This window comes from Caballeronia sp. TF1N1, assembly GCF_022878925.1.
In the GTDB taxonomy this organism is placed as follows: Bacteria; Pseudomonadota; Gammaproteobacteria; order Burkholderiales; family Burkholderiaceae; genus Caballeronia.
On sequence record NZ_CP084626.1, the window covers coordinates 97268 to 120615 of the forward strand.

General features: G+C 61.3%; 21 protein-coding genes and 1 riboswitch. Of the genes, 6 read left to right on the forward strand and 15 right to left on the reverse strand.

Features of this window, described 5'->3' with window-relative positions:
- Positions 1-27: 27 nt before the first annotated feature.
- The 4 genes from LDZ28_RS00460 to LDZ28_RS00475 are packed head-to-tail and all read right to left on the reverse strand — an operon-like array spanning position 28 to position 4279.
- Positions 28-1221 carry an acetyl-CoA C-acetyltransferase gene (locus LDZ28_RS00460; protein WP_244826790.1) on the reverse strand — a complete coding sequence of 398 codons (1194 nt, stop codon included), beginning with the start codon at positions 1219-1221 and terminating at the stop codon, positions 28-30.
- Positions 1214-1990 (reverse strand): carbonate dehydratase, encoded by a 777-nt coding sequence (gene can, locus LDZ28_RS00465; RefSeq protein ID WP_244826791.1) that lies wholly within the window; start codon positions 1988-1990, stop codon positions 1214-1216. The genes LDZ28_RS00460 and can overlap by 8 nt, the downstream gene beginning before the upstream one ends.
- 42 nt (positions 1991-2032) lie before the next feature.
- Positions 2033-3832, reverse strand: a complete 1800-nt coding sequence (gene aceK, locus LDZ28_RS00470) for a bifunctional isocitrate dehydrogenase kinase/phosphatase (protein WP_244826792.1) — start codon at positions 3830-3832, stop codon at positions 2033-2035.
- 24 nt (positions 3833-3856) lie between these two features.
- On the reverse strand, positions 3857-4279 hold the full coding sequence (locus LDZ28_RS00475) for a MerR family DNA-binding transcriptional regulator (RefSeq protein WP_244826793.1): 423 nt from the start codon (positions 4277-4279) through the stop codon (positions 3857-3859).
- Positions 4280-4402: 123 nt separating this feature from the next.
- Between LDZ28_RS00475 and LDZ28_RS00480 the strand changes: the two genes are divergently transcribed.
- Positions 4403-5476, forward strand: coding sequence for an MBL fold metallo-hydrolase (locus tag LDZ28_RS00480; protein ID WP_244826794.1), 1074 nt, complete (start codon positions 4403-4405; stop codon positions 5474-5476).
- A gap of 6 nt (positions 5477-5482) precedes the next feature.
- On the opposite strand, the gene LDZ28_RS00485 is transcribed toward LDZ28_RS00480, so the two are convergent.
- Positions 5483-7078: an ABC transporter substrate-binding protein gene (locus LDZ28_RS00485; RefSeq protein ID WP_244826795.1), complete on the reverse strand. Its 1596-nt coding sequence runs from the start codon at positions 7076-7078 to the stop codon at positions 5483-5485.
- 199 nt (positions 7079-7277) lie between these two features.
- Positions 7278-7442, forward strand: a riboswitch (yybP-ykoY riboswitch).
- A 121-nt stretch (positions 7443-7563) separates the two neighbouring features.
- On the opposite strand from LDZ28_RS00485, the gene LDZ28_RS00490 reads away from it, so the two are divergent.
- The gene (locus LDZ28_RS00490) at positions 7564-8574 is read left to right on the forward strand and encodes a sodium:calcium antiporter (protein ID WP_244826796.1); all 1011 of its coding nucleotides are present in this window, start codon (positions 7564-7566) and stop codon (positions 8572-8574) included.
- 126 nt (positions 8575-8700) lie between these two features.
- Here the strand turns inward: LDZ28_RS00490 and LDZ28_RS00495 are convergent, their stop codons facing one another.
- From LDZ28_RS00495 to LDZ28_RS00510, 4 genes are all read right to left on the reverse strand, one after another.
- The gene (locus LDZ28_RS00495; protein WP_244826797.1) at positions 8701-9000 is read right to left on the reverse strand and encodes a flagellar protein FliT; all 300 of its coding nucleotides are present in this window, start codon (positions 8998-9000) and stop codon (positions 8701-8703) included.
- Between the two features lie 9 nt (positions 9001-9009).
- A complete protein-coding gene (fliD, locus tag LDZ28_RS00500) occupies positions 9010-10551 on the reverse strand; it encodes a flagellar filament capping protein FliD (RefSeq protein WP_244826798.1) in 1542 nt (513 codons plus the stop codon).
- A 179-nt stretch (positions 10552-10730) separates the two neighbouring features.
- The gene (locus LDZ28_RS00505) at positions 10731-11867 is read right to left on the reverse strand and encodes a flagellin (protein ID WP_244826799.1); all 1137 of its coding nucleotides are present in this window, start codon (positions 11865-11867) and stop codon (positions 10731-10733) included.
- 275 nt (positions 11868-12142) lie between these two features.
- Positions 12143-14383 carry a glycosyltransferase family 41 protein gene (locus LDZ28_RS00510; RefSeq protein WP_244826800.1) on the reverse strand — a complete coding sequence of 747 codons (2241 nt, stop codon included), beginning with the start codon at positions 14381-14383 and terminating at the stop codon, positions 12143-12145.
- Positions 14384-14570: 187 nt separating this feature from the next.
- Here LDZ28_RS00510 and LDZ28_RS00515 point away from each other — a divergent pair, with 187 nt between their 5' ends.
- Positions 14571-15521, forward strand: coding sequence for an aldo/keto reductase (locus LDZ28_RS00515; protein ID WP_244826801.1), 951 nt, complete (start codon positions 14571-14573; stop codon positions 15519-15521).
- A 322-nt stretch (positions 15522-15843) separates the two neighbouring features.
- A complete protein-coding gene (gene rpsU, locus LDZ28_RS00520) occupies positions 15844-16056 on the forward strand; it encodes a 30S ribosomal protein S21 (RefSeq protein ID WP_244826802.1) in 213 nt (70 codons plus the stop codon).
- A 100-nt stretch (positions 16057-16156) separates the two neighbouring features.
- On the opposite strand, the gene LDZ28_RS00525 is transcribed toward rpsU, so the two are convergent.
- From LDZ28_RS00525 to LDZ28_RS00535, 3 genes are all read right to left on the reverse strand, one after another.
- Positions 16157-16534, reverse strand: a complete 378-nt coding sequence (locus LDZ28_RS00525; protein WP_244826803.1) for a hypothetical protein — start codon at positions 16532-16534, stop codon at positions 16157-16159.
- Positions 16535-16551: 17 nt separating this feature from the next.
- Positions 16552-16977 (reverse strand): hypothetical protein, encoded by a 426-nt coding sequence (locus LDZ28_RS00530; protein WP_244826804.1) that lies wholly within the window; start codon positions 16975-16977, stop codon positions 16552-16554.
- A gap of 441 nt (positions 16978-17418) precedes the next feature.
- Positions 17419-18030, reverse strand: coding sequence for a DNA-3-methyladenine glycosylase I (locus LDZ28_RS00535; RefSeq protein WP_244826805.1), 612 nt, complete (start codon positions 18028-18030; stop codon positions 17419-17421).
- A gap of 109 nt (positions 18031-18139) precedes the next feature.
- Here LDZ28_RS00535 and LDZ28_RS00540 point away from each other — a divergent pair, with 109 nt between their 5' ends.
- Together LDZ28_RS00540 and LDZ28_RS00545 are read left to right on the forward strand one after the other, a co-directional pair.
- Entirely contained in the window at positions 18140-19036 is an 897-nt protein-coding gene (locus LDZ28_RS00540; RefSeq protein ID WP_244826806.1) for a BadF/BadG/BcrA/BcrD ATPase family protein, read from the forward strand.
- A 47-nt stretch (positions 19037-19083) separates the two neighbouring features.
- Entirely contained in the window at positions 19084-19908 is an 825-nt protein-coding gene (locus tag LDZ28_RS00545) for a Cof-type HAD-IIB family hydrolase (protein ID WP_244826807.1), read from the forward strand.
- 410 nt (positions 19909-20318) lie between these two features.
- On the opposite strand, the gene LDZ28_RS00550 is transcribed toward LDZ28_RS00545, so the two are convergent.
- The 3 genes from LDZ28_RS00550 to LDZ28_RS00560 form a co-directional block, all read right to left on the reverse strand.
- The gene (locus LDZ28_RS00550; RefSeq protein WP_244826808.1) at positions 20319-20603 is read right to left on the reverse strand and encodes a PXPV repeat protein; all 285 of its coding nucleotides are present in this window, start codon (positions 20601-20603) and stop codon (positions 20319-20321) included.
- Between the two features lie 298 nt (positions 20604-20901).
- Positions 20902-21621, reverse strand: coding sequence for an aquaporin Z (aqpZ, locus tag LDZ28_RS00555; RefSeq protein WP_244826809.1), 720 nt, complete (start codon positions 21619-21621; stop codon positions 20902-20904).
- A gap of 251 nt (positions 21622-21872) precedes the next feature.
- Positions 21873-22937, reverse strand: coding sequence for a glycosyltransferase family 4 protein (locus tag LDZ28_RS00560; protein ID WP_244826810.1), 1065 nt, complete (start codon positions 22935-22937; stop codon positions 21873-21875).
- Positions 22938-23348: the final 411 nt, after the last annotated feature.

The window sequence follows — 23348 nt, forward strand, 5'->3', positions numbered from 1 at the left end:
GGATGGTCGTGGCACGGCGCCAACTCTTTAGACCAGTTCGATACCCATGGCCGTCGCTTCGCCGCCGCCGATACACAAGCTCGCAACGCCGCGCTTGAGCCCACGAGCCTTCAGCGCCGCAAGCAAGGTCACGAGAATGCGCGCGCCGGACGCGCCGATAGGATGTCCGAGCGCACACGCGCCGCCGTTCACGTTGACCTTGTCGTGCGGCAAATCGTGCTCGCGCATCGCGGCCATGGCGACTACGGCGAAGGCCTCGTTGATTTCGTAGAGATCGACACCGCCGGAACGCCAGCCGTTCTTCTCGAACAGCTTGCGAATGGCGCCAACCGGCGCGGTCGTGAACAACGCGGGCTGCTGCGCGAACGTGCTGTGACCCACGACTCGCGCGAGCGGCGTCACGCCCAATCGCTTGGCGGTGGATTCGAGCATCATCACGAGCGCGGCGGCGCCATCGGAGATGGACGACGAATTCGCGGCCGTCACCGTGCCGTCCTTGGCAAACGCGGGCTTGAGCGATGGAATCTTCTCGATGTTCGCCTTGAACGGCTGTTCGTCGCGCGCGATGACCGTATCGCCCTTTCTGCCTTGCACCGTGACGGGCGCGATTTCCCAGGCGAAGGAACCGTCGTCGTTGGCGCGCTGAGCGCGTCGCAACGATTCGACGGCAAACGCATCTTGCGATTCGCGCGAAAACTCATACGACGACGCGCATTGCTCCGCGAACGCGCCCATGAGACGCCCCTTGTCGTAAGCGTCTTCCAGGCCGTCGAGGAACATGTGGTCGAGCACCTGACCGTGACCCATGCGCATGCCGCCGCGCGCCTTCGGCAACAGATACGGCGCATTCGTCATGCTTTCCATGCCGCCCGCGACGATCACATCGGCCGAGCCTGCCAGCAGCATGTCGTGCGCGAACATGGCCGCGCGCATGCCCGAGCCGCACATCTTGTTGATGGTCGTGCTGCCGGTGGAAAGCGGCAAGCCCGCGCCGAGCGCCGCTTGCCGTGCAGGCGCTTGACCTTGGCCCGCAGGCAGCACGCAGCCCATGATCGCTTCGTCGATCCGCGCGGGTTCGAGACCCGCGCGTTCGCATGCCGCGCGAATCGCGACCGCGCCGAGCTGCGGCGCGGTCATCGAGGCGAAATCGCCCTGAAATGCGGCCATCGGCGTGCGTGCCGCCGATACGATGACCACGGAATCCTTCGATGTCTCACTCATGTTTCAGCTCCTTGATGACGCCTTGAATGACGGCGGGAACGTCGCCGAGCCGCGCCGCATCCGACGCGATCACATCGTTCGCCGCGGCATGCGCGCCGCCGCGCGTCAACGCGGCGAGGCATGCCTGATAGGTTGAATCCACCTGGTCTTGCGCGCTGATCATCATGCCCATGTTGCGCAAGCGGCCATCGTGCACGCCATAGGTCCAGCCGTGCACGGTGAGGTCCTGACCGCGCGCCCACGCGTCGTTGACGATGGTCGTGCGGCACACGTTGAGCGTCTGCTCGATGGTATTGAGTTCGACCAGACGCCGATGCCGCGCTTCTCCAACCGGCCATTCATCGAGCAGCGCCGCGTGTTTTTCGCGCACGTCCTCGACGTGCCGCAACCAGTTGTCCGCGAGACCCACGCGCTGGCCGACGAGCGCCGCACCCACGCCCGAGCAGCCGTAGTGGCCGACGACCATGATGTGCTTCACGTTCAGCAAGTCCACCGCGAACTGAATGACGGACAGCGCATTGAGGTCCGAGTGGACGACCACGTTCGCGATGTTTCTATGCACGAACACTTCGCCGGGCGGCAAGCCGATGATCTGGTTCGCCGGCACGCGCGAGTCGGAGCAGCCGATCCACAGATACTCCGGCGCCTGCTGGTGCGCGAGGCGCGTGAAGAACTCCGCGTCGTCGGATAGCTTGCGTTCGACCCACGCCTGATTGTTGTCGAAGAGATGGGCGAGGGGATGGAAGGCTTGGTCGTTTTGCTCAGTCATGGTGATGGTCGTGTTTCGGGTACTTGCGCGCTCGATGATGTATCAAGCCGCGCGTATCGATGCCGTTGCCTTGTCGAAACGCTCCGGATAGCGGATGCAGAATCGCAGGGCCCGGTCGTAGGGGAAAAAATCGGCGAGTTCGCCTCGTTGTAGCTGCTCCTTGTGACGCTGCCACAGCGCGGGATCGAAAAAATCCGCGTGATGACGCATGAATGCTTCGCGCACGCGCGGATCGCCGAGCAGGAACGTGCCGTACGTCTCCGGAAAGATGTCGTGCGGCCCGACGGTATACCACGGTTCCCCGGACAGCTCGTCTTCCTCGTAGCGCGGCGGCGGCACGCTACGCACGTTGCAATCGGTCAGATACTCGATTTCATCGTAATCGTAAAACACGACACGCCCGTGGCGCGTCACGCCGAAATTCTTGTACAGCATGTCGCCGGGAAAGATGTTCGCCTGAATCAACTGCTTGATTGCGTCGCCATATTCGCGGATGCCGTGATCGACGTCCGCGTCGCTGCCGCCTTGCAGAAAGAGATTGAGTGGCACCATGCGCCGTTCGATATACACGTGCTTGATGACGAGCTTGTCGCCTTCGTATTCGATCATCGAAGGCGCTTCTTTTTCAAGTTCGCGGATCAACGCATCGTCGAGGCGCGCAAGCGGCAGCGCGACGCTCGAATATTCGAGCGTGTCGGCCATGCGGCCCACGCGGTCGTGACGCTTGACGAGTTGATACTTGCCCTGAATCTTCTCGCGCGTGGTTTCCTTCGGCGGCGGAAACGCGTCCTTGATGAGCTTGAACACGTAAGGAAACGAAGGCAGCGTGAACACGATCATCACGAGCCCCTTGATGCCGGGCGCCACGATGAAGCGATCGCTCGAATGTTTCAGATGATGCAGCAGGTCGCGATAGAACAGATTCTTGCCCTGCTTCTGCAAGCCCACCGAGGTATAGATTTCGGCCTTCGGCTTGCCCGGCATAATGCTGCGCAAGAACTGCACATACGCGGACGGCACTTCCATGTCGACGAGAAAGTACGAATGCGAGAAGCTGAAGATGACGAGCAACTGCTCCCGGTTCAAGAGCACGGTGTCGAGCGCCAGCAAGTGCGGCTGCGTGTGACGGATGGCAACCGCGAACGGAAGTAAGGCATCGCCATTGATGATGCGCCCGACGACATATGCCGCCTTGTTGCGAAAGAACAGCGACGAGAGCACGTGAATCTGAAAGTTCGGCGCGGGCGTGAGTTGGCCAAAGGCCTCTTCGATTGCATCCACCACGCAATGCACGTCGCGCGGCAAATCCTCGAACGAAGGCTCCAGCTGAAAGTTCGTGACGATGCGTTCGAGCGTGGCCTGCAGCCCGTCTTTCTCGGGGTAATACGCGCGATACGTCGGCTTGGCGGCGGGCTCGTCGTTCTCGATGTATTCGGTCGAAATGGCGGGCCGCACGAAGATGAAATCGTTGTTGAAATACGAGCGATGCAGGATCTTGCAGCACACCGAGTTGAAGAACGTCTCCGCGCATTCCGGCTGCCGATGCGTCGTCAACAAGCCGATGAAGTGCAGCTTGATCTGCTGCCAGATTTCATCGTCGATGGTCTCGGCGTCGTACTCGTCTTCCAGCGATGTCACGCATTCCGCGACGCGATCGTCATAAGACGCGATGCGGTCGCGTGCGCGTTGCGCGAGCGCTTGCCAGTTGCCTTCCTCGAACAGATGCTTCGCCTCGACTGCCGCTTCGCGAAAGACGCGGTAATGGCGATCGAAGCCTTCGAGTATCGTCTGCGCGACATCGAAGCCTATTTGCGACGAGAGCAGCTTGGGGAAGTGATTCATGTCGGCTGGGCGTCTCGTTGGCCATCATGCGGCTTTGGCTCTGCGGGCGCGCTTTTCGACGCCAGCGGCAAGGAGCGCGCGGCCTTGCTTCTCGTATGTTTCGAGTTCGGCGAGTGTCGTGGTGAGATCGACGAGTTGCCGCTCAAGCACTTCGCGATGCGCCGCGATGGTATCGACAAAAGCCTGCAACTGCCGCGTGCCGCCCGTGGGCGAGTCGTACAAGTCCAGCAGCGTGCGAATCTCCGACAACGTAAAGCCGAGCCGCTTGCCGCGTAGCGTGAGTTTCAGGCGCGTGCGATCGCGTGACGAATACACACGCCGCAGGCCGTTCGCGCCTTCGCGCTCGGGCGCGAGTAGACCGTGGTCTTCGTAGAAGCGAATGGCGCGCGACGTGATGTCGAACTCGCGCGCCAGTTCGCTGATGGTGTAGTGAATTGCTTGAGTCATTGCCGGCGCCGGAGCACGTGATCACACATGCGACGTTAGAATGAGGTTTACGTTATCGTCAACCTGGCGAAATTGCAACGTGGCTTGAACCCGCATTCATGCTCACTTCAGAGGCGCAAAAGAATGAACGCACTCGAACATCAACTCGATTATGTTTTTGCCGACGAATTGCCCGAAGCGGGGCGCGTGAAGGAAGTCGCGCCTGGCCTTTACTGGCTGCGCATGCCTTTGCCGTTCGCGCTCGATCACATCAATCTGTGGCTATTGCGCGATGAGATCGATGGCGTGCAGGGCTGGACCATCATCGATTGCGGCATCTCGAACGAAAATATTCGCGCGAACTGGGAAAGCGTGTTCGACAGCGCGCTCGACGGCTTGCCTGTGCTGCGCGTGATCGTCACGCATTGCCATCCGGATCATCTCGGTCTTGCCGACTGGATCTGCAAGGGTGGGGACAAGGCACGCTGGAACGTGCGTCTCTGGATTGCGCTCGGCGAGTATGCAATGGGCCGCGTGATGGCCGCGGGCGATGGCTCGAACGCGGGCGGCGAGCGCGCGGCGAAGCACTTCGGGGCGCATGGTCTAACGGACGAGGCATCGCTCGATGCATTGAGAAAGCGCGACAGCTATTACCCGACGCTCGTGCCTTCCATCCCCGCCGAGTTCCGCCGTATCCGCGATGGCGACCGCATCGCGATTGGCGGACGCGAATGGCAAATCATTTCGGGCTACGGTCATTCGCCCGAACATAGTGCGCTGTATTGCGCGGCGGACAAGCTGCTCATTTCCGGCGATATGGTTTTGCCACGCATCTCGACGAACGTGTCCGTGTTCGCTATCGAGCCAGAAGGCAATCCGCTTGCGCTATATCTCGAATCGTTGGGACGCTACGAACACTTGCCCGCCGATGTCCTCGCCTTGCCTTCGCATGGCAAGCCGTTTCGCGGCGTGCTCACGCGTATCGGTCAGTTGCGGGACCATCATCGCGCGCGGCTTGCGGAAGTGGTCGAGGCGTGCACGCAGCGTCCGTGCAGCGCGGGAGATATCGTGCCGATCATGTTCAAGCGCAAGCTCGATATCCATCAGATGACCTTCGCACTTGGCGAAGCGCTCGCGCATCTGAACTTGTTGTGTCTGGATGGCACGCTTACGCGCGAGACGGGCGAGGACGGGGTGATCCGGTACTCGCCCGCGTAAAACCCCTCACTGCACCGTCACAGCCCCGAAGTTCTGCCGCCCGAACGGACTCACGTTGTAGCCGCTGACGTTGGCACGCGTGATTGCCGCCGCAGTCGGATAAACGAGCGGAATCCACAGTGCCTGATCGTGGATGATCTTCTGCGCGTCCACATAAGCCTTCGTGCGTTTCGCGACGTCGGAGGTGACCTTGCCATCCGCGATGAGCTTATCGAGTTGCGGGTCGCAGAAGCGCGCGAAGTTGATGCCCGACTTCACCGCATTGCAACTGAAAAGCGGCGAGAGGTAGTTGTCCGGATCGCCGTTATCGCCGGCCCAGCCCATGAAGAGCATGTCGTGCTGGCCCTGCTTGGCTTCCTTGATGAGTTCGCCCCACTCGATGATCTTCACCTGCGCCTTCACGCCGATCTTCGCGAGATCCGCCTGCAGCAGTTCGGCGCCAGCTTTCGGATTCGGATTCAGCACACTACCGTTCGGACGCACCCAGATGGTCGTTTCGAAGCCATTGGGCAAGCCTGCATCCGCGAGCAGTTTTTTCGCGGCATCGGGCGAATACTTGTACGCCGCGATGTTCTTGTCATAGCTCCACGTGTTCGGCGGATACGGGTTCACCGCGGGCGTTCCCGTGTTTTCGAACACCGTCTTCGTATAGGTGGTGCGGTCGAACGCCATGTTAAGCGCCTGGCGCACCTTCGGGTTATCGAGCGGCTTCTTCTGCGTGTTCAGCGCGACGAACGCGGTCATGAATGCGGGCGTCTCGCTAACCTTCAGCGACTTGTCCTTCTTCGCGTCGAGCACGTCCTGCGGCTTCGGCGACAACGCGATCTGACATTCGCCCGCCTTGATCTTCTGCGCGCGCACGGCGGCGTCCGGCGTGATGGCATAAATCAGGCGATCGACTTTAGGCTTCGGCCCCCAGTAGCTCTGATTCACGTCATAACGGATCACCGCGTCTTTCGTATAACTCTTGAGCACGAACGGACCGGTGCCGACAGGCTTGCTGTTCAGATCGACTTGCTGGTTCGCTTTCAGCAGCTTGTCCGCATAATCCGCCGAATAGATCGATGCGAAGCCCATCGTGAGGATCGGCACGAAGGTCGCGTTCTGCTCGTTGAGTTCGAACTTCACCGTTTTGTCATCGACCTTGGTCACGGCCTTGATGAGCTTTACGAGACCCATCGATTGCGCATGCGGAAAGCCGCTCGCGCCCGCGATCTTGTGCCAGGGGTTGCTGTCCGACAACATGCGCTCGAAGGTGAAGACGACATCGTCGGCATTGAGCGGACGCGTCGGCTTGAAGTAGTCGGTGGTCTGGAACTGCACGTTCGGACGCAGATGGAACGTGTAGGTGAGACCGTCGCTGCTGAGCTCCCACTTCTCGGCGAGCGCGGGCGCGACTTTCTTCGCGGCCTCGTCGTATGACACGAGCGTGTTGAAGATGACATCCGCCGACGCGTTGGTCGTGACGAGCGAATTGAACTGCACGACATCGAAGCCGTCCGGGCTCGATTCTGTGCAGATGGTGAGCGGCTTGGCCATTGCGATAAGCGGCGCGGCGGCGAACGTCGCGGCGATGGCGGCAGCGAAAAGTGTGTTGCGCATGAGATCTCCCGTGACCCGGCTGGTCACATTACGATTGTTCTTGTGGCTGGTTTTACCCTGTGCGCGTGTGGCGAGCAAGTAGCGCATCCGCGCGGCTAGGTTAGCGAAGCGCTCGCCGCTCGACAACGAATCGTTGCGCATACGCTTATGCCTCGAACGCGCCGTGCGGGTTGCCGAACCGGGCGGCTCAGGCTACACTGCCCCGGTCTTTGGGGAGTAGCCTTCCTTCCATCAGCGAAGGAGAACGCGTCAACATCCTCGGCCTTGCTGCCGTGGCGCGTTCGACCGGTCGGTGCTGTCGCATTCCGGCGGTTTGGCGAGACCATCGATGCGCTTTGTCGTTCTTGGTCGGACGGCGCATGGCGCATCGTGGTTCGCTGAACGTCCGACCGTGGAATCATCGTGTCCCCACAACTACAAAAATCCCTGTCTCGCTGCGCGCTCATTCGCGCATGCGCGTTGCATCGTTTCCCGCGAGGTGCCGCATGACGATGCTCTTCGTCGAACTCGCGTTGATGCTCGCGGTCATTCTCATCGCATCGGAACTCTTCACCAATGCGCTCGAACATCTCGGCGAACGGCTCGGCATATCGGAGGGCGTGACTGGATCGCTGTTCGCGGCGGTCGGCACGGCGCTGCCGGAAACGACCGTGCCGATCATCGCGCTGCTAGGCGGCACGGCGAGCCGTTCGGTTAACGAAGAAATCGGTGTCGGCGCCATTCTCGGCGCGCCACTCATGCTCGCGACGCTTTCCACTTTCCTGATGACGCTCGCGGTCATCAAATCGCGTGGCTTGCGCGGCCGGATCATGCCCGAGCGCAGCGGCTTCACGCGCGACCTGAACTTCTTTCTCGTCGCGTTCCTGATTGCGGCCGGCGCCATGTTCGTGCCGCATCATGCGTGGCAGGTGCGGGCGATGTTCGCGGTCGGCCTCGTCGGCTTATACGTGATCTACGTGATCACCACGTTCAAGGCATCGGCGAGTCTTGTCGAAAGCGGACACGGCACGGAAGCGCCCGAGCGTCTCTTCATCACGCGCGTGGGTTTGCCGAACGGTATCGGGTCGATCATGCTGCAGTTCCTGATCGGCATCGTGCTGCTCGTCGGCGGGGCGAAGGGCTTCATCCACGGTGTGGAAGGCGTGTCGGCGGCGCTTGGCATATCGCCGCTCTTGCTCTCGCTCATCATCATTCCGATTGCGACCGAACTGCCGGAAAAGGTGAACAGCATTCTTTGGGCGCGACGCGGAAAAGATACGCTCGCGTTCGGCAACATCACAGGCGCGATGGTATTTCAGGGCACCTTGCTGCCGGGCATCGGCATCATGCTGACGCCGTGGGAGCCGCGCGTGGAAGTGCTGACCGGCGTGCTGATCACGCTCGCGGCGGCGGCATGGCTGCGCTTCAACGCGCGCGGCAATGGCGTGGTGTTGTGGGCATTGCTTGGCAATGGCATCTTGTACGCGGCTTATCTGACCTTAACCCTCGGCCGCTGAAGCCTTCGAGCGACGCAAATAAAAAATGCCCGCGCGAGGCGGGCATCAAGAGCGAAGCGCCGCGTCATGTCTGACGCGTTCTTCTCGTTGTTCTTATTAAGGTTATCGGCGCGTTCTGGAAAAACTTTAGAAGCGCGCGGCCTGTTGATATCGTCCGGCGGCTTTCGCCTGATCCATCGACTTGCGGTACGCCGTCGACAGCATGGCTTGCGCGGCGTTCGCACGGCCCATCGTTGCTTCGATGCTCGCCTGAATCCGGCGAATGGTCGCGAGCGATTCAGCCGGCTGATTCGCTTCCACAGCCATCAGGAGCGGCGTGCGCGCCTCTGTGAGTTCGGCCGCGCGCGCCCAGTTTTCTTCGTTGACCGCTGCTTCGATCGCCTCGGTCAGTGCCCAGGCGTGTTGAATCATTTCTTGCTGGTTCATGTTCGTTCCTTACGACTTGTTGCTTGCCAGCGCGCCCGCGCTGTTGGTGCCGCCGAAGAGTGCGGTCAGGTAGCTGCCCTGCGTCGCCATCTGCGACATCAGCGTGTTGAGCGCGGTGAACTGATCGTTGTAGGTCGTGGTCAGTTGCGCCGTGTAGGAAGCGAGCGCGGTTTGCTGGTCCGTGATGCTCGAAAGATCGGCGGTGAGCGCGGTCGTGCGCGTATCGACAATACCGCCTGTCGCGAGAAATCCGGTCAGGCTGTTGTTCAGTTGCGCGGCTACGCCCGTGCTCGAATTGAAGAGCGATGCCACCGCGCCCGAGTTGCTCGACAATGCCGCGGTCAACGCGTCTTCGTCGGTCTTGAGCGTGCCGTCCGGTTGCAGCGTAATGCCGATCGATGCAAGGTTCACCTGGCTCGTGCCGGAACCCACGCCCTTGGCAATCGTGCTGGAAAGGGCGTTGCGAATGGTGTTCATCATCGAGTCGCCGAGCAGCGCGCCGCCTTGCGAACCGGCTGCCTGGGTCGAGTCGAACGAAGTCAGCGACGCGGCCGTCGTGATGAAGTTGTTGTACGCGGTGACGAAGCCATCGATGGCCGTCTTCTGCGTGGCCGTGTCCTGCGCGATGGTCAAGGTCTGCGTCGTCCCGACCGCATCCGACGTGAGATTCAGCGTCACGCCGGACAGCGCCGTCGTGACCGCATTGGTCGAGCTGCTGGCAGGCGTGCCCGCGATGGTGAAGTTGGCGTCCATGCCGGCCGTCGTCTGCGTCCAGTTCGACGAGCTGATGGCCGTCTGCGCCGGAACCGCATTGCCGTTCGAATCTGTCGTGGCGGCGCTCAACGTCGATGCCACGTTGAGTTTGGACAAACCATTGTCGTCGGGCGTCGTGCCGTCGGACTGCATGTTCGGCGTGACCGCCACGGTAATGCCGTTGGCCTGGCCCGTCGACGCCGAGCGCAGCACGAGGTGCGCGCCATCGGTGCCGTTGACGACCGCCGCCGTGATGCCGGGGTTACCGCTTGCCTTGTTGATCGCGGACGCAATGCCCGCGAGCGTGTTGTTCGAAGAGTCGATGCTGATCGACATGTCCTTGCCGCCCACCGACAGCTTCATCGTGCCCGTGCCGAGTTGCGCGGTGCTGGTGAACGCGGTGGAGGTAAGCGATTGCGAGGTGGCGATATTGCTGACCGCGACCGAATAAGTGCCCGCGACCGCGCCGGTGCTGGCCGTGCCGGTCAGACCCTTGCCGCTGCCGGTCGCCGTGAAGGCGCCGAGCGTCGTGCCGTCCGCGAGCGAACTCACCGAGCTTTGCAAAAGCGACAGCACGGACTTGAGCGTGCCGACCGCGGTGAGCTGGGTGTTGTCCTTGGTTTGCTTGGCTGTCAGCGCATCCGTCTGTCCGGCGACCTTCGCGTTGACGATGGCGGTGACGAGCGAGTTCACATCCATCGTGGAGTTGGTCGAGCCACTGATGATCGACTGCGCGGCCTGCTGGACGGCGCTGGTCGGATCGACCGTGGATGCCGAAGTGGTTGCTACCGTGGACATGTATGGCTCCGTTTCTGGCTTCTTGCCGTGAGCGGTTGAAGATGCGTTTTACTGCGCCGTCAGCAGGCGATTCGTCATGAAGGCGCCTCTGGCGGAAATGCAAATCGGGAGGCAAGCCTCCCTGGGTACGTCGCCGGCGCGCCGTGATCGAGACGCGCCGGTTACTGCGTCGGCGATGCTTAGCCGAGGAGCTTCAGAACCTGCTGGGGCATCGAGTTCGCTTGCGCCAGAACCGAGATACCAGCTTGTTGCAGAACCTGAGCCTTCGAGAGGTTCGCGGTTTCTTGCGCAAAGTTCGCGTCGGTGATCTGCGACTGAGCGGACGACAGGTTGGTCGACTGCGCGGTCTGGGTAGCGGCAACCGAGCTGAAGCGGTTCTGCACAGCGCCCAACTGAGCTTGCAGCGAGTTCACTGCGTCCAGTGCGTTGTCGACTGCCTCGATTGCGGACGATGCGCCGTTCGCCTTGCTGATGTCGATTTGCGACACTTGCGGCGGCGTGTTGTTCGCGGTCAGCGCGCCGACTTCGGACGTTTGAGCTGCGGTTGCCGAAGGAACGTTGGTGCTGTTCAGGCTGATGCTCGTGCTGCCTGCGGACAGACCCGTGAACACGTTCGACGAGGCGAACGAGCTGCCGAGTGCCTTGTTGTCCTGGTCGGTGAACGTGTAGCCGCCGGAGCCGTCAGCGATGACGTTGACCGACGTGATCGTTGCCGAGCTGGCAGCTGCGGATGCACCCGTGTCGCCCAGGCTCAGACCGTCGACCGTGCCGATGACCGTGCCCTTCTGCGGGTTGCTGCCGCCGAGCGACAGAGCCGAGACGTTTGCTGCCGAGCCGAGGTCGATCGTGATCGACTGGCCGACGTTCGCGCCAACCTGGAACGTCTTGCTGCCGGCGGTGCCGTCGAGCAGGTTCGTGCCGTTGAACGTGGTTTGCGACGAGATACGGTTGATTTCGCTGATACGCTGCGTCACTTCTTGTTGCAGCGAGGTCTTGTCAGCCGTCGACAGCGAGCCGCTCGATGCTTGCACGGCCAACTGACGGATACGCTGAAGGTTGTCCGTGATCTGCGACAGACCGCTCGAAGCCGTCTGAACCATCGACACGCCGTCGTTCGCGTTCGAAACGCCTTGGTTCAGGCCGTTGATCTGCGAGGTCATGCGCGAAGCGATTGCGAGGCCAGCTGCGTCGTCTGCTGCGCTGTTGATGCGCTTGCCCGACGAAAGACGCGTGATTGCCGACGACAGTGCGCTTTGCGTGCCGTTCAGGTTTTGCTGAGCGACCAGCGAGTTGATGTTGCTATTGATACCGATCATTTTGTTTCTCCGATGAGGCCTGGCGCATTTATCTGAGTTGATAACGCCATCGTTTGGCGGAAGCGTCCGTCGTTTGTTTGTTTGGCCGCTTGTTTAGGTTTTCGGCCCGTGCTAGGCAAACTTTAGTGCTCGATTCGATTTGCCTGATAAATACCTGGAAATCCGTGCTAAAGCTTGCCCAGCGGGGCTCTGCTGCCGATGCTCGCGGTTTTTGAATGCCCCGTCTGAGAGCTTTAACGGCAGACGCAGCGACTTCTTTCGTTAAAAAATTCGCTTCAGACGTCGAACGTGGCCGCAGCCTTGCCGGCGCACCAGCGCTGCCACATCTGGCGCATGCTGGCGGAGAGCGCGCGGGCCACCGTGTCGGGCTGGAACCCCGGCGACTGCAGGCAGCGCTCGCGCATGCCGGCGCGGATCTGCGCGAGTTCTTCGACCCGGCCCGCCCATTCGATGCCCTTCGCGACGAAGTCCGCGCGGTCGCGAGCCACGAAGTCGCCGAGGCCCGTGTTGGAAAGCACCGACGTGCTGCCTCGGCTCGCGATCAGTTCGCCGGGCAAGGTGAGCGTGGGCACGCCCATCCACAGCGCCTGCATGGTGGTGACGCCGCCCGCGTAAGGGAACGTGTCGAGCGCGATATCGGCGTCGAGGTGATGCGCGAGATAGCGCACGAGCGACGAGCGCTGACGAAACTCGAGCCGGCTCACATCGATTCCTTCCTTCTCGAACCAATCGATCAGAATCGTGTGGCTGTTGTCGCGCGGCACGCCTGCGATCAACATGCGCGCATCCGGCACCGCGCGCAGCAGTTCCGACCACAGCGCGATGGTGCGCGGACGCAGTTTGTTGAAGCGGTTGAAGCTGCCGAAAGTGATGTGGCCGTTGGTGAGCGCGGGCAACGCGTTGAGCGCCGGCGCATGTTCCGAGGGCTTGAAAGGCGCATACGCCGGCAGATACGCCAGCTTTTCGACGAACTGACCGTCGATCTGTTCTTCAGGCACATAGTGGCGATCGCCGATGTAGTAATCCATCGCGGTCATGCCGGTCGTGCCGAGATAGCCCATCCACGTCGCCTGGATCGGCGCGGGTTTGCGCGCGAAAGTCAGCAGGCGGTTATAGGCCGTGTGCCCCGAAAGATCGATCAGCACGTCGATGCCGTCCGCGCGAATCTTGTCGGCGAGCGCGGCATCGCTATAACCCGAGACGTCGTGCCAGCGCGGCACGATATCGCGCAGCGTGCGCGTGACCTCGTCGGTCACCGAGCGGTTGTAGTACGCGTGCACCGTGACGCTGGGATCGTTTACGAGATAGCGGAACACCGGCTCGATGAAGACAGCCACCGGATGCTGGTTGTAGTCGCCCGAGACGAAGCCCACGCGAATGCAGCGGTTCGGGTCCGGCTGGTTCCGATGCTTCTTCCACGTCGATTGCAGCGGCTTCGCGCATTGCTCGGCGAAGTACAGATGCTGCTCGAAGTACGCCTTCCGGTCGATTTCTTCCTTGTGCGACAAGCAGAACAACAGGTTCTCGTGCGCGCTGTCGCAAGTTGGATCGAGTTCGATCGCGCGACGCGAATGCTTCTCCGCGTCGTCGAACCGCGTCTGGTCCATCAGCACCACGCCGAGCGTTTCGTGCGCTTTCGCCGACAACGGCGCGAGTTCCACGGCGCGACGGCAAGCAGCTTGCGCGTCGTCGAGGCGCATCAGCGAGCGCAGCGTCACGCCGAGAATGCGGTGCGCTTCCGGATAGTTCGGGTCCTGCTCGATCATGCGCCGGCATTCGGCTTCCGCTTCGAAGAACTTGTCGAAGAGGCGCAGGGAGTCGGCCAGGATTCGGCGAACGTCGATTCCATCCGGCTTCAATTGCAGATAACGGCGTAGCGAGGGAATGGCCGACTGCAGGTCCATCAGGCGAACCTGGGCCACGCCCATGACTTCCCATCCCAGCAGAAAAGTGGGGAAGCGCTGCGTCAGGGTCTTCGCGAGCGCCACGGCTTCTTCGAGTCGCCCGCCATTGAAGTGCGCATGCAACTGCTGTACTTCCTGCGGCGTCGGCGTCGTGCGGCCGTTTGGCGCCGTGATGCCTTCGCGCGACTTTGTCGCATCGCGCAGTTCGGCGGCCAGTTTCTCGATTGCCGGCCCGCTCATGCCTTGCGCGACCGCGACTTCGAACACGATATTCGCCGCCGCGACCTGACCGCTGCGCGTCAGCACGTCGATATACGTAGCCCAATAGATATGCTGCGTCGGGTCCGTGCCGATCGCGGTTTCGAAGAACGGCACGGCTGCCTCGTATTGACCGCGCTGCGCCATCAGCATGCCGAGGTTGAAGTTGGCGTCGGCGTGTTGCGGCCGCGCGTCCAGAACGAGGAGATAGAGCTTCTCGGCCTCGTGCAGGTTGAGCGTCTGATGCTGCAGGATCGCGGCTTGCAGCACATCGGCGAGATCGGCCTCGAACTGCTGGTCGGCGTTCGTCGCGACGTGTGCGGGCGTTTGGTCCAGTGCTTCGAAGGTGTTCATGGTCTCGGCATTTCGGTAGCGTTGCACGGATTATCGAGCCGTCCACCTTGAGCCGAAGGGCGGAACTGGCGGGGAAAAACCGCTCAGTTCGGCGCTTTTGCGCGAGGCACCGAAAAGCGCGCCGAGCGCATGGGCGCGTTCCCGCGTATCCTTTTCGATCCGTACCCATCAAGCATCCGGAGCACACATGCAGACACGCACCATCGGCAAATCGGATCTCAAAGTCGCGCCGCTTTCTTTCGGCGGCAACGTGTTCGGCTGGACCGCGGACGAGCGCACGTCGTTCTCCATCCTCGACGCATTCGTTGATCACGGCCTCAATTTCGTCGATACCGCCGACGTTTACTCCGCGTGGATCGACGGGCACCAGGGCGGCGAGTCGGAGACGATCATCGGCAAGTGGTTCAAGGAAAGCGGCAAGCGCGACAAGATCGTGCTGGCGACCAAGGTCGGCATGCTGAGCACGCGCTCGGGGCTTTCGGCCGCGAATATCGCGGCGGCGGTGGACGACTCGCTGCGGCGCCTGAAGACCGATTACATCGACGTGTACTACTCGCATCGCGACGACGAAAACACGCCGCTCGAAGAAACGCTCGGCGCTTATCAGAAGCTCATCGCCGCAGGCAAGGTGCGCGTGATCGGCGCGTCGAACTATTCGGGCGCGCGGGTGGAAGAGGCGCTGAAGATCTCGAAGGAGTCGGGACTGCCCGCATACGAAATCCTTCAGCCGGAATACAACCTCTACGATCGCGAAGCCTACGAGACGGATCTCGAACCGGTCGTCGATGCCAACAAGCTCGCCGTGGCGACGTACTTCAGTCTTGCAAGCGGCTTTCTGTCGGGTAAGTATCGCTCGAAGGAAGACACGCAGGAAAAGGCGCGCGGCTCGCGTGTGGAGAAGTATCTGAACGACCGCGGTTTGAAAATTGTCGATGCGCTCGTCGAAGTCGCCAAACGCAATGACACGGCGCCCGCGACGGTCGCGCTTGCGTGGATCATCGCGCGCCCGAGCGTGACCGCGCCTATCGCCAGCGCGACGTCCGTGCAGCAACTGGAGAGCCTTGCGGAAGCCACGCGCCTGCAACTCACGCCGGAAGATGTCAAAGCGCTCGACGAAGCCAGCGCCTGGCAAAAATAATTCCGCTGCATCAAAGGCTTGCAGTGAACCGGGGTGTTGGCACGGGCGCGAGGTTCTGGTAACATCGCGCCCGAATCGAGAAATGTGTCCGATTTTTGCCTTTGCCGTCGAGCGTGAAAATGCTCAATGTGCAGCAGACGGCTCCAAATGCGCGTTCACGTCGTTCCAGCGAGCGCGCAACTGAATCTCAACTCTCTCTCTATTCCGGCCTCCGTGGCCGCTTTGCTCGTGTCCGCCGTGTTGGGTGGACGATCGGAGTGCCGGCGCGCGGCGGGTTTGTCCGTCGTGCAGTTAGAAATACGTTTAGCGAAACAGGATTTACATGACCACCATTACCCTTAAAGAAAACGAGCCGTTTGATGTCGCGATTCGGCGTTTCCGTCGCACGATCGAAAAGAATGGCCTGATCGCGGAACTCCGCGAGCGCCAGTCGTACGAAAAGCCGACCACCGCGCGCAAGCGCAAGAAGGCAGCAGCCGTTTCGCGTCTGCGCAAGCGCCTGCGCAGCCAGATGCTGCCGAAGAAGATGCACTAAGCGTCTTCGCCTCGGGCCGGGTGCGAATCTGGTTCGGCAAAGGCAAACGGCGGTGCGACCCGTAAGGGCGCACCGCCGTTTTGCTTTCTACCGCCGGTCTTTAGACGAACGCGTGACGCTTGCCGAGTACCGCGAGCCGATGTGGCCATTCCTCGACGCTCGAGTCGTCGTGAATCTGCTCCAGCTCCATCAATAGATCGATCACGTTCGGATCGTACGCATTCACATTCGACGCATACAACGCGCGCAATAGCTTGCCGTCGTGCGCGTGCCGGTAGTACGAAATTCCCACGCCTTCGAGCGCCGGGTCGTAATGCTCGTCGCGCACCAGCGAACCGATTGCGCACTTGCGCCCGTTCGCGCTGCGCAGGCGGCAGGAACCGTTGTCATCTTCCGATACCGCGCCTTGCTCCAGCAAATGCCGGCTGACGCGTTGGTAGATGTCCTTCGGACTCAACATCGTGATTGGGCTCAACATCTCGACACCCGAAGCGCTTATGCAGCCGTTTTCAGGAGCTCGGCCGACAGACCGAACTGGCGCGCGATCGAAGCAAGACGCTCGCGCCATTCCCATTTGCCGAAAACGTCATGCACGTTCTGCAGGCAGGAGAGCAACTCGACGGTGTTGGGATCGAACACGTTGATACGCGCGCGCAAGAGCGCACGCTTGAGACCCGCGACGCCTACATCCATATACGCCGGCACCACTTCGGGCGCCTTCGCGATGTAGCGAATGGGAATGCCTTCCATCGCCGTGATGTAGTCGCGCGGCTGAATGAAGCTGCCGATCGGGCAGCCGCCGCAGTATCCGCGATACGCGCCGCCGCCGTGTGGCAGCAATGCGGCTTGTCCTTGCACGAGAAGATGCTGGACTGCGCGGTTGAAAATGTCCTGATGGGTCAGGAAGTTAAGGCTTTTCATATTCAATCTCCCCTGCGCCCCTGCGCAGCGGCCAAGCGTTGAGTAGTTCGAGCAACCTGCACTTGCGGCACCGGAACAACGGCGTTGTTGCGACTGCTTTCCGGGTACTGCTTCGAGCATGATGGTTTTCCCGGCCTGGACGCCTGGGTCTCATAGCGTCCTTATGCTCGCGTCGGATTCTTGATTCCTTGAACGATCCGCTTACCGACAGTTATAACGGTTCGGCTCGGTAAAAAGGTGCGGTGGCGCACGCGAGGACGCCATTTTTACATGAACCGCACGTTCGTGCAGTGCGGAAGAAGCATCGGAAACCCTTATCCAGTAAGGTTTTCGCGCTGCTTCACTGCAAAAAAACGTCAGCTATAAGGATCTTCCCTTATACGTAGTTTTTGCACTCAGGCATGTTGCCAAAAAGCAAAGATTTTCCATATCGGACTGGGCTCATTGCTTGGTCTTGGCGGGCGCTTTCCGTTTTGTCTTGATTTTTTGCCGCGCCTGACACGTCGCCACGTGGTCGTTGACCATGCCGGTCGCCTGCATGAACGCATAGCAAATGGTCGTGCCGATGAACTTGCAGCCGTACTTCTTGAGCGCGCGGCTGAGTTCGTCCGACTCGGGCGTCGATGCTGGTGTTGGATTGACCGCGCTCCGGGGCGTGTCGATCGGCGCGTCGCCGACGAACGACCACACGAAGCTGGCGAACGACCCGTGCTCCGCCTGAATTTGCTGGACCGCGCGCGCATTGAGCACCGCCGATTCGATCTTCATGCGGTTACGCACCACGCGCGCGTCGCCGACGATCCGCTCGATGTCCTTCGCAGTGAAGCGCGCGACTTTCTCGATATCGAAGTCCGCGAACAGCGCGCGGTAGCCCTCCCGTTTGTTGAGAATGGTCGACCACGAAAGCCCGGCTTGCGCGCCTTCGAGCACCAGCATTTCGAAGAGGTGACGATCGTCGCGGGAGGGCACGCCCCATTCGGTGTCGTGATAGTGGACCATTGCGTCCGTCGTGGCGGTCGCCCAGGAGCAGCGGGTTGCGTCGGTATCGGCCATTGCGTTTCTCGGTTTTCGGATCGCGTCAGGATAGCCGAAGGGCCGCTTTCCGCCACCTCGGCCATTCGGCCAATTGGCGCGCGCCGCCAGCACCGGTAAGCTTGCGGCCATGACTACCTCGACTCTTATTTCTTCTGACGGCTTTCTGCTGGGCATCGACGGCGGCGGCAGCGGCACGCGCGTGATTCTTGCCGATGCTGGCGGCGCCGAACTAGCGCGCGCGAGCGGCGGTCCCTCGGCGCTCGCGCTCGGCGTGGAGCGCGCGTGGCAGGCTATCGGCGATGCCTGCCGGCGCGCCTTCGAAAGCGCCGGTCTGCCGTTCGACTGGAACGCATGCTCGCTCGGCTGCGGTCTGGCTGGCGTCAATAACGCGGACTGGCTCGCGGGCTTTCTTGCTCACGCGCCACGCGTGCGCGCGTTGAGCGTCGAGAGCGACGCCTACACCACGGTTCTGGGCGCGCATGGAGGCGACGCGGGCGTGATCGTCGCGCTCGGTACGGGCAGCATCGCGGCATCGCTCGATGAAGCCGGTGTATGCCGAATCGCCGGCGGTTATGGCTTTCCGAGCGGCGACGAAGCCAGCGGCGCGTGGCTCGGCCTGCGCGCGGTCGTGCATCTTCAGCGCGTTCTCGACGGTCGCGCGGATGCCGACGGCTGGTCGCGCGCACTGCTCGAACGCACCGGCGCAAGCGATCGCGACAGCCTTGTCGTGTGGCTCTGCGCCGCCAATCAGACGGTGTACGCCACGCTCGCGCCGCTCGTCTTCGAGTTCCGCGATCATCCGGCGGCGGCGCGTTTGCTCGCGCAGGCCGCACGGGAGATCGAGACGCTCGTTGGCGCGCTCGATCCCGCGGGCAAGCTGCCCGTTGCGTTGTGCGGCGGACTAGCCGCGCTTTACGAGCCGTTCGTGCCTGCCGCCTTGCGCGAACGCGTGCGATCCCCGCGCGTCGATTCGGCCGCTGGCGCGTTGGAACTGGCGAGACGTGCGCATCGTCGGGCGCGATAAAATAGCCCGCTTCGCGGCAGCTTCGATCCGCTCACACAGGGCAGTTCATGTACTCGGCCATTGCAACCGATCTCGACGGCACGCTTCTCAACAGCGACCACCAGCTCGACCCCTTCACCGCGACCACCGTTCGCACGCTCGCGTCGCGCGGCGTGCCTATCGTGATCGCGACGGGGCGGCATTATCGCGACGTCGCGGGTATCCGCGATGTGCTCGGCGTCGACGCCTATCTGATCACGTCGAACGGCGCACGCGTGCACGCGCCGGGCGACGAACGCATCTACTCGCGCGATCTCGATCCCGCCGCCGTTCGCCGTCTGGTGCAACCGGATCTCGCGGGCGGCAATGGGCGCGTGATCGTCAACCTCTTCGCCGACGACGCGTGGCTGATCGACCGCCACGCGCCGCAATTGCTCGTTTTCCATCAGGATTCGGGCTTCAAGTACGAGGTGATGGATCTGCGCGAGCACGACGGCGAGAACATCGCGAAGGTGCTGTATATCGGCGAGCCGGCCGATCTGAAAGAGACAGCGGCTAATTTGGAGCGCGAATTCGGCGACTCGCTGTACGTCACCTATTCGCTGCCCGACTGTCTCGAGGTGATGACTTCGGATGTGTCGAAGGGACGCGCGCTGCGCTACGTTTTGCAGCGACTGGATATCGATCCCGCGCAATGCGTCGCGTTTGGCGACAACATGAACGACATCGATCTGCTCGAAACGGCGGGGCATCCGTTCATGATGAACAACGCGAATCCCGATCTCATCAAACGGCTGCCGGATGTACCGCGTATTGGCAACAATTTCGAGGCGGGTGTCGCGCATCAGTTGCGTAAGCTTTTCGGGATTCGCGACGAAATTGCGGGTGCCTGACCTGTTGATGGAGCGTGCGGGGCGGCGGTGGCTCGTGCTGTGACTTCAACTGCCATCGCAACTGCGGAGGCAACGGCGACCGCGAGTGCCATCGCAATTGCGAAGGCGACTGCCACCGTAAGTGCGACTGCGACTGCGACTCCAACTGCCAACGCAACTGCGACGGCAATGGCGACCGCGAGTGCCATCGCAACTGCGAAGGCAACTGCCACCGTAAGTGCGACTGCGACTCCAACTGCCAACGCAACTGTGACGGGCAACGGCGACCGCGAGTGCCATCGCAACTGCGAAGGCGACTGCCACCGTAAGTACGACTGCGACTGCCACCGTAAATGCCACCGCGACTGCCGCCGTAAATGCCACCGCGACCGCCACCGCAGCTCCGGCAGCCGCAACCGACTGCGCCATTCTTATCCGCGACGTCCCCAGCCATTGTGATTGCCGTTGTCATGCCAGCCGGCGCGATTCCATCGGCCATTGTCGTGGCCGTAGTTGCCATGCCAGCGCGGTTCCTCATGACGATAATAAGGTCCGCCATACACCGGCGCCGGGCGCACATAAACCGGAGCCGGCGCCACATACGCGGGTGCGCCGAGCGAAACGCCGATGTGAAGATCACTGTGGGCCTGAGCCGCTCCAACCGCACCGATCGCGAGGCCGGCAGCTACGAGCATGTGGGTGACGATGCGCTTCATGGTGTTCTCCTTTAGAGCGACGCGTGTCGCATGAGTCCAATGTAAGCGCCGCGCGTCTTACAAGCCTCGACGAGTTGTTACGGTATGAAAGCGCGTCGTAAAGACAATGAAGCAAGCCGGAGCCTTGTCCAGCAAGGCTTTCAAGCAAGGGAACGGCGCGCCGAACGAAGATAGTAAGCATGCTTCGTAATTGTCCATTACATTTGTCTCGCCGCTTTAATCTAAGAGCACAGAATTCGCGCTGGAAAAGCAAAACGGGCGCACGAGGCGCCCGTCTTTGAAGCATGATCAAACGTACTTAGGCAGTGATCAGTGCCTTTCTGCGTTCGCTCGTCAGGATCGGGTACACCACGCCTGCGACGATTGCACCGGCCAACGGCGCGATCCAGAACAGCCACAACTGGTCGAGTGCCCAGCCGCCGACGAACAATGCCGGGCCAGTCGAACGCGCCGGATTCACCGACGTGTTGGTGACGGGAATCGAGATCAAATGGATGAGCGTGAGGCACAGGCCGATGGCGATTGGCGCGAAGCCCTTCGGTGCGCGGTCGTCGGTGGCGCCGAGAATGACGAACAGGAAGAAGAACGTCATTACGCCTTCGCAAACCAGTGCCGCGAGCATCGAATAGTTGCCCGGCGAGTGCTCGCCGAAACCGTTCGCCGCGAAGCCGCTGGCAACCAGATTGAAGTCGGGATTGCCCGTGGCGATCAGCGACAAAACCCATGCGCCGAGCGTCGCGCCGATCACCTGAGCGATGATGTACGGACCGAGATCGCGTACCGGGAAGCGGCCCGCAACCGCGAGACCGATGCTGACCGCGGGGTTCAGATGGCAACCCGACACATGGCCGATGGCATAAGCCATGGTGAGCACGGTGAGACCGAACGCCAGCGAAACGCCAGCCAGGCCAATGCCGACATGAGGAAAGGCCGCGGCAAGCACGGCGCTTCCGCAACCGCCCAGCACAAGCCAGAAAGTACCGAAAATTTCAGCGCCGAGACGCTTCGACAATTGCATGATCCTGCCTTCGTGAAAAATATGAACAACCGTTGACAAAATGCAAGAAAGCTCAACTCCTCTTGCGCAGCGGAGTTTAAGCGCGATTCTTTGGCAAAACTGTCAAAAATGGTTGATTTGCAGTCAATTCACGCGATAACGGCAGAATCTTCGGAATATCCTTAGCGGGTTGAATTGGGCTCACACAATGAAAAACCGCCCGTTGTCGGGCGGTTGTTTTAAACGATACCTAAGGTCTAGCGCGTTGCATATCAGCCCACTGCGACCTGACGAAGCACCGGACGCTTGGCCGCCTGAAGCATGGCCGTGTAGCTATCGACGTAATTTTGCGCCATGGTCTTCGCGCTAAAACGGCGCTCGAACTGCGCGCGGATTTCCGTGCGCGATAGCTCATCTATCCGATGCAGCGCGCCCACTGCGCCTTGCACGTCTTCGCAGATAAAGCCGGTCACGCCATGATCGATCACTTCCGGCACTGAGCCGCGATTGAACGCGATCACCGGCGTGCCGCATGCCATCGCTTCGATCATCACGAGGCCAAAAGGCTCGTTCCAGTCGATCGGGAACAGCAGCGCCTTCGCGCCCGACAAGAATTCCGGCTTCTGCGCTTCATTGATCTCGCCGATGAACTCGACATGCGCCTGCGACAAGAGCGGCTCGATGGTCGACTTGAAATATTCCTGGTCGACCTTGTCCACTTTCGCAGCGATCTTCAGCGGCAAACCGCTTTGCGCCGCGATCTTGATGGCCAGATCGGCGCGCTTTTCCGGGCAGATACGGCCGAGGAACGCCAGGTATTCCGGCTTCTTGTGCGGCTGCGGCGTGAGCAAATCTTCAGGTAGACCGTGATAGACCGTGTTCAGCCAGTTCGCTTGCGGCAGCGGCGTGCGCTGATTGTCCGAGATCGAGATCACGTTCGCCTTCGTGAACGTGTTGAAGATCGGCTGGAGTTCAGGCAGGTCGAGACGGCCGTGCAGCGTCGTCACGAAAGGCGTGTCCATCTGCGTGAACAGCGGGAACGGCATGTAGTCGAGGTGGAAGTGCAGCACGTCGAATTCATGCGCGCGGCGGCGGACGGTTTCGAGCAGGAGCATGTGCGGCGCGAGCGCGTCGCGCACGGTCGGGTCGAGGCGCAGCGCGCGCGGCCAGGCCGCATCGAGAGTCGCCTTGGTTTGCGAATCGCCGCTGGCGAACAGAGTTACATCGTGGCCGAGGTCGACGAGTGCGTCGGTCAGATACGACACGACGCGCTCGGTGCCGCCGTAAAACTTCGGGGGAACTGCTTCGTGCAACGGTGCAATTTGTGCGATTCGCATAACGTGACTCTCCTGTTATTTAAGGCATTGCAGTCACGCTCCGGTCGAGCGCTCGACGCATGCCGTTCGGGCGGGCCGCGTTCGTGTAGAAGACGCCGCCCGAGACTGGCCCGGACAAGAAACTGTTCAACCGGGTTATCCCTTACTGCTCATTATCGGGATCGAGCGCGGCATTACACTTCATTTTTCAAACGCTTAACCTTGTTACAGCGCGAAACAACGGCTGTTACGAAGTCAAAAAGCGCATCGATATCAATGACGTAGACGAATTCGACGCACGCAGGGCATTGCCGCGAGGCATTGAAGTAGCACGAATCGGGCCTAAGGCATATGGGCCGGTTCTGCGCATGGCACGGAGCGAATCGTGCTCGGGGCATTTCAAGTCAGATGAGAAGCAGCCGATAGTTGAGT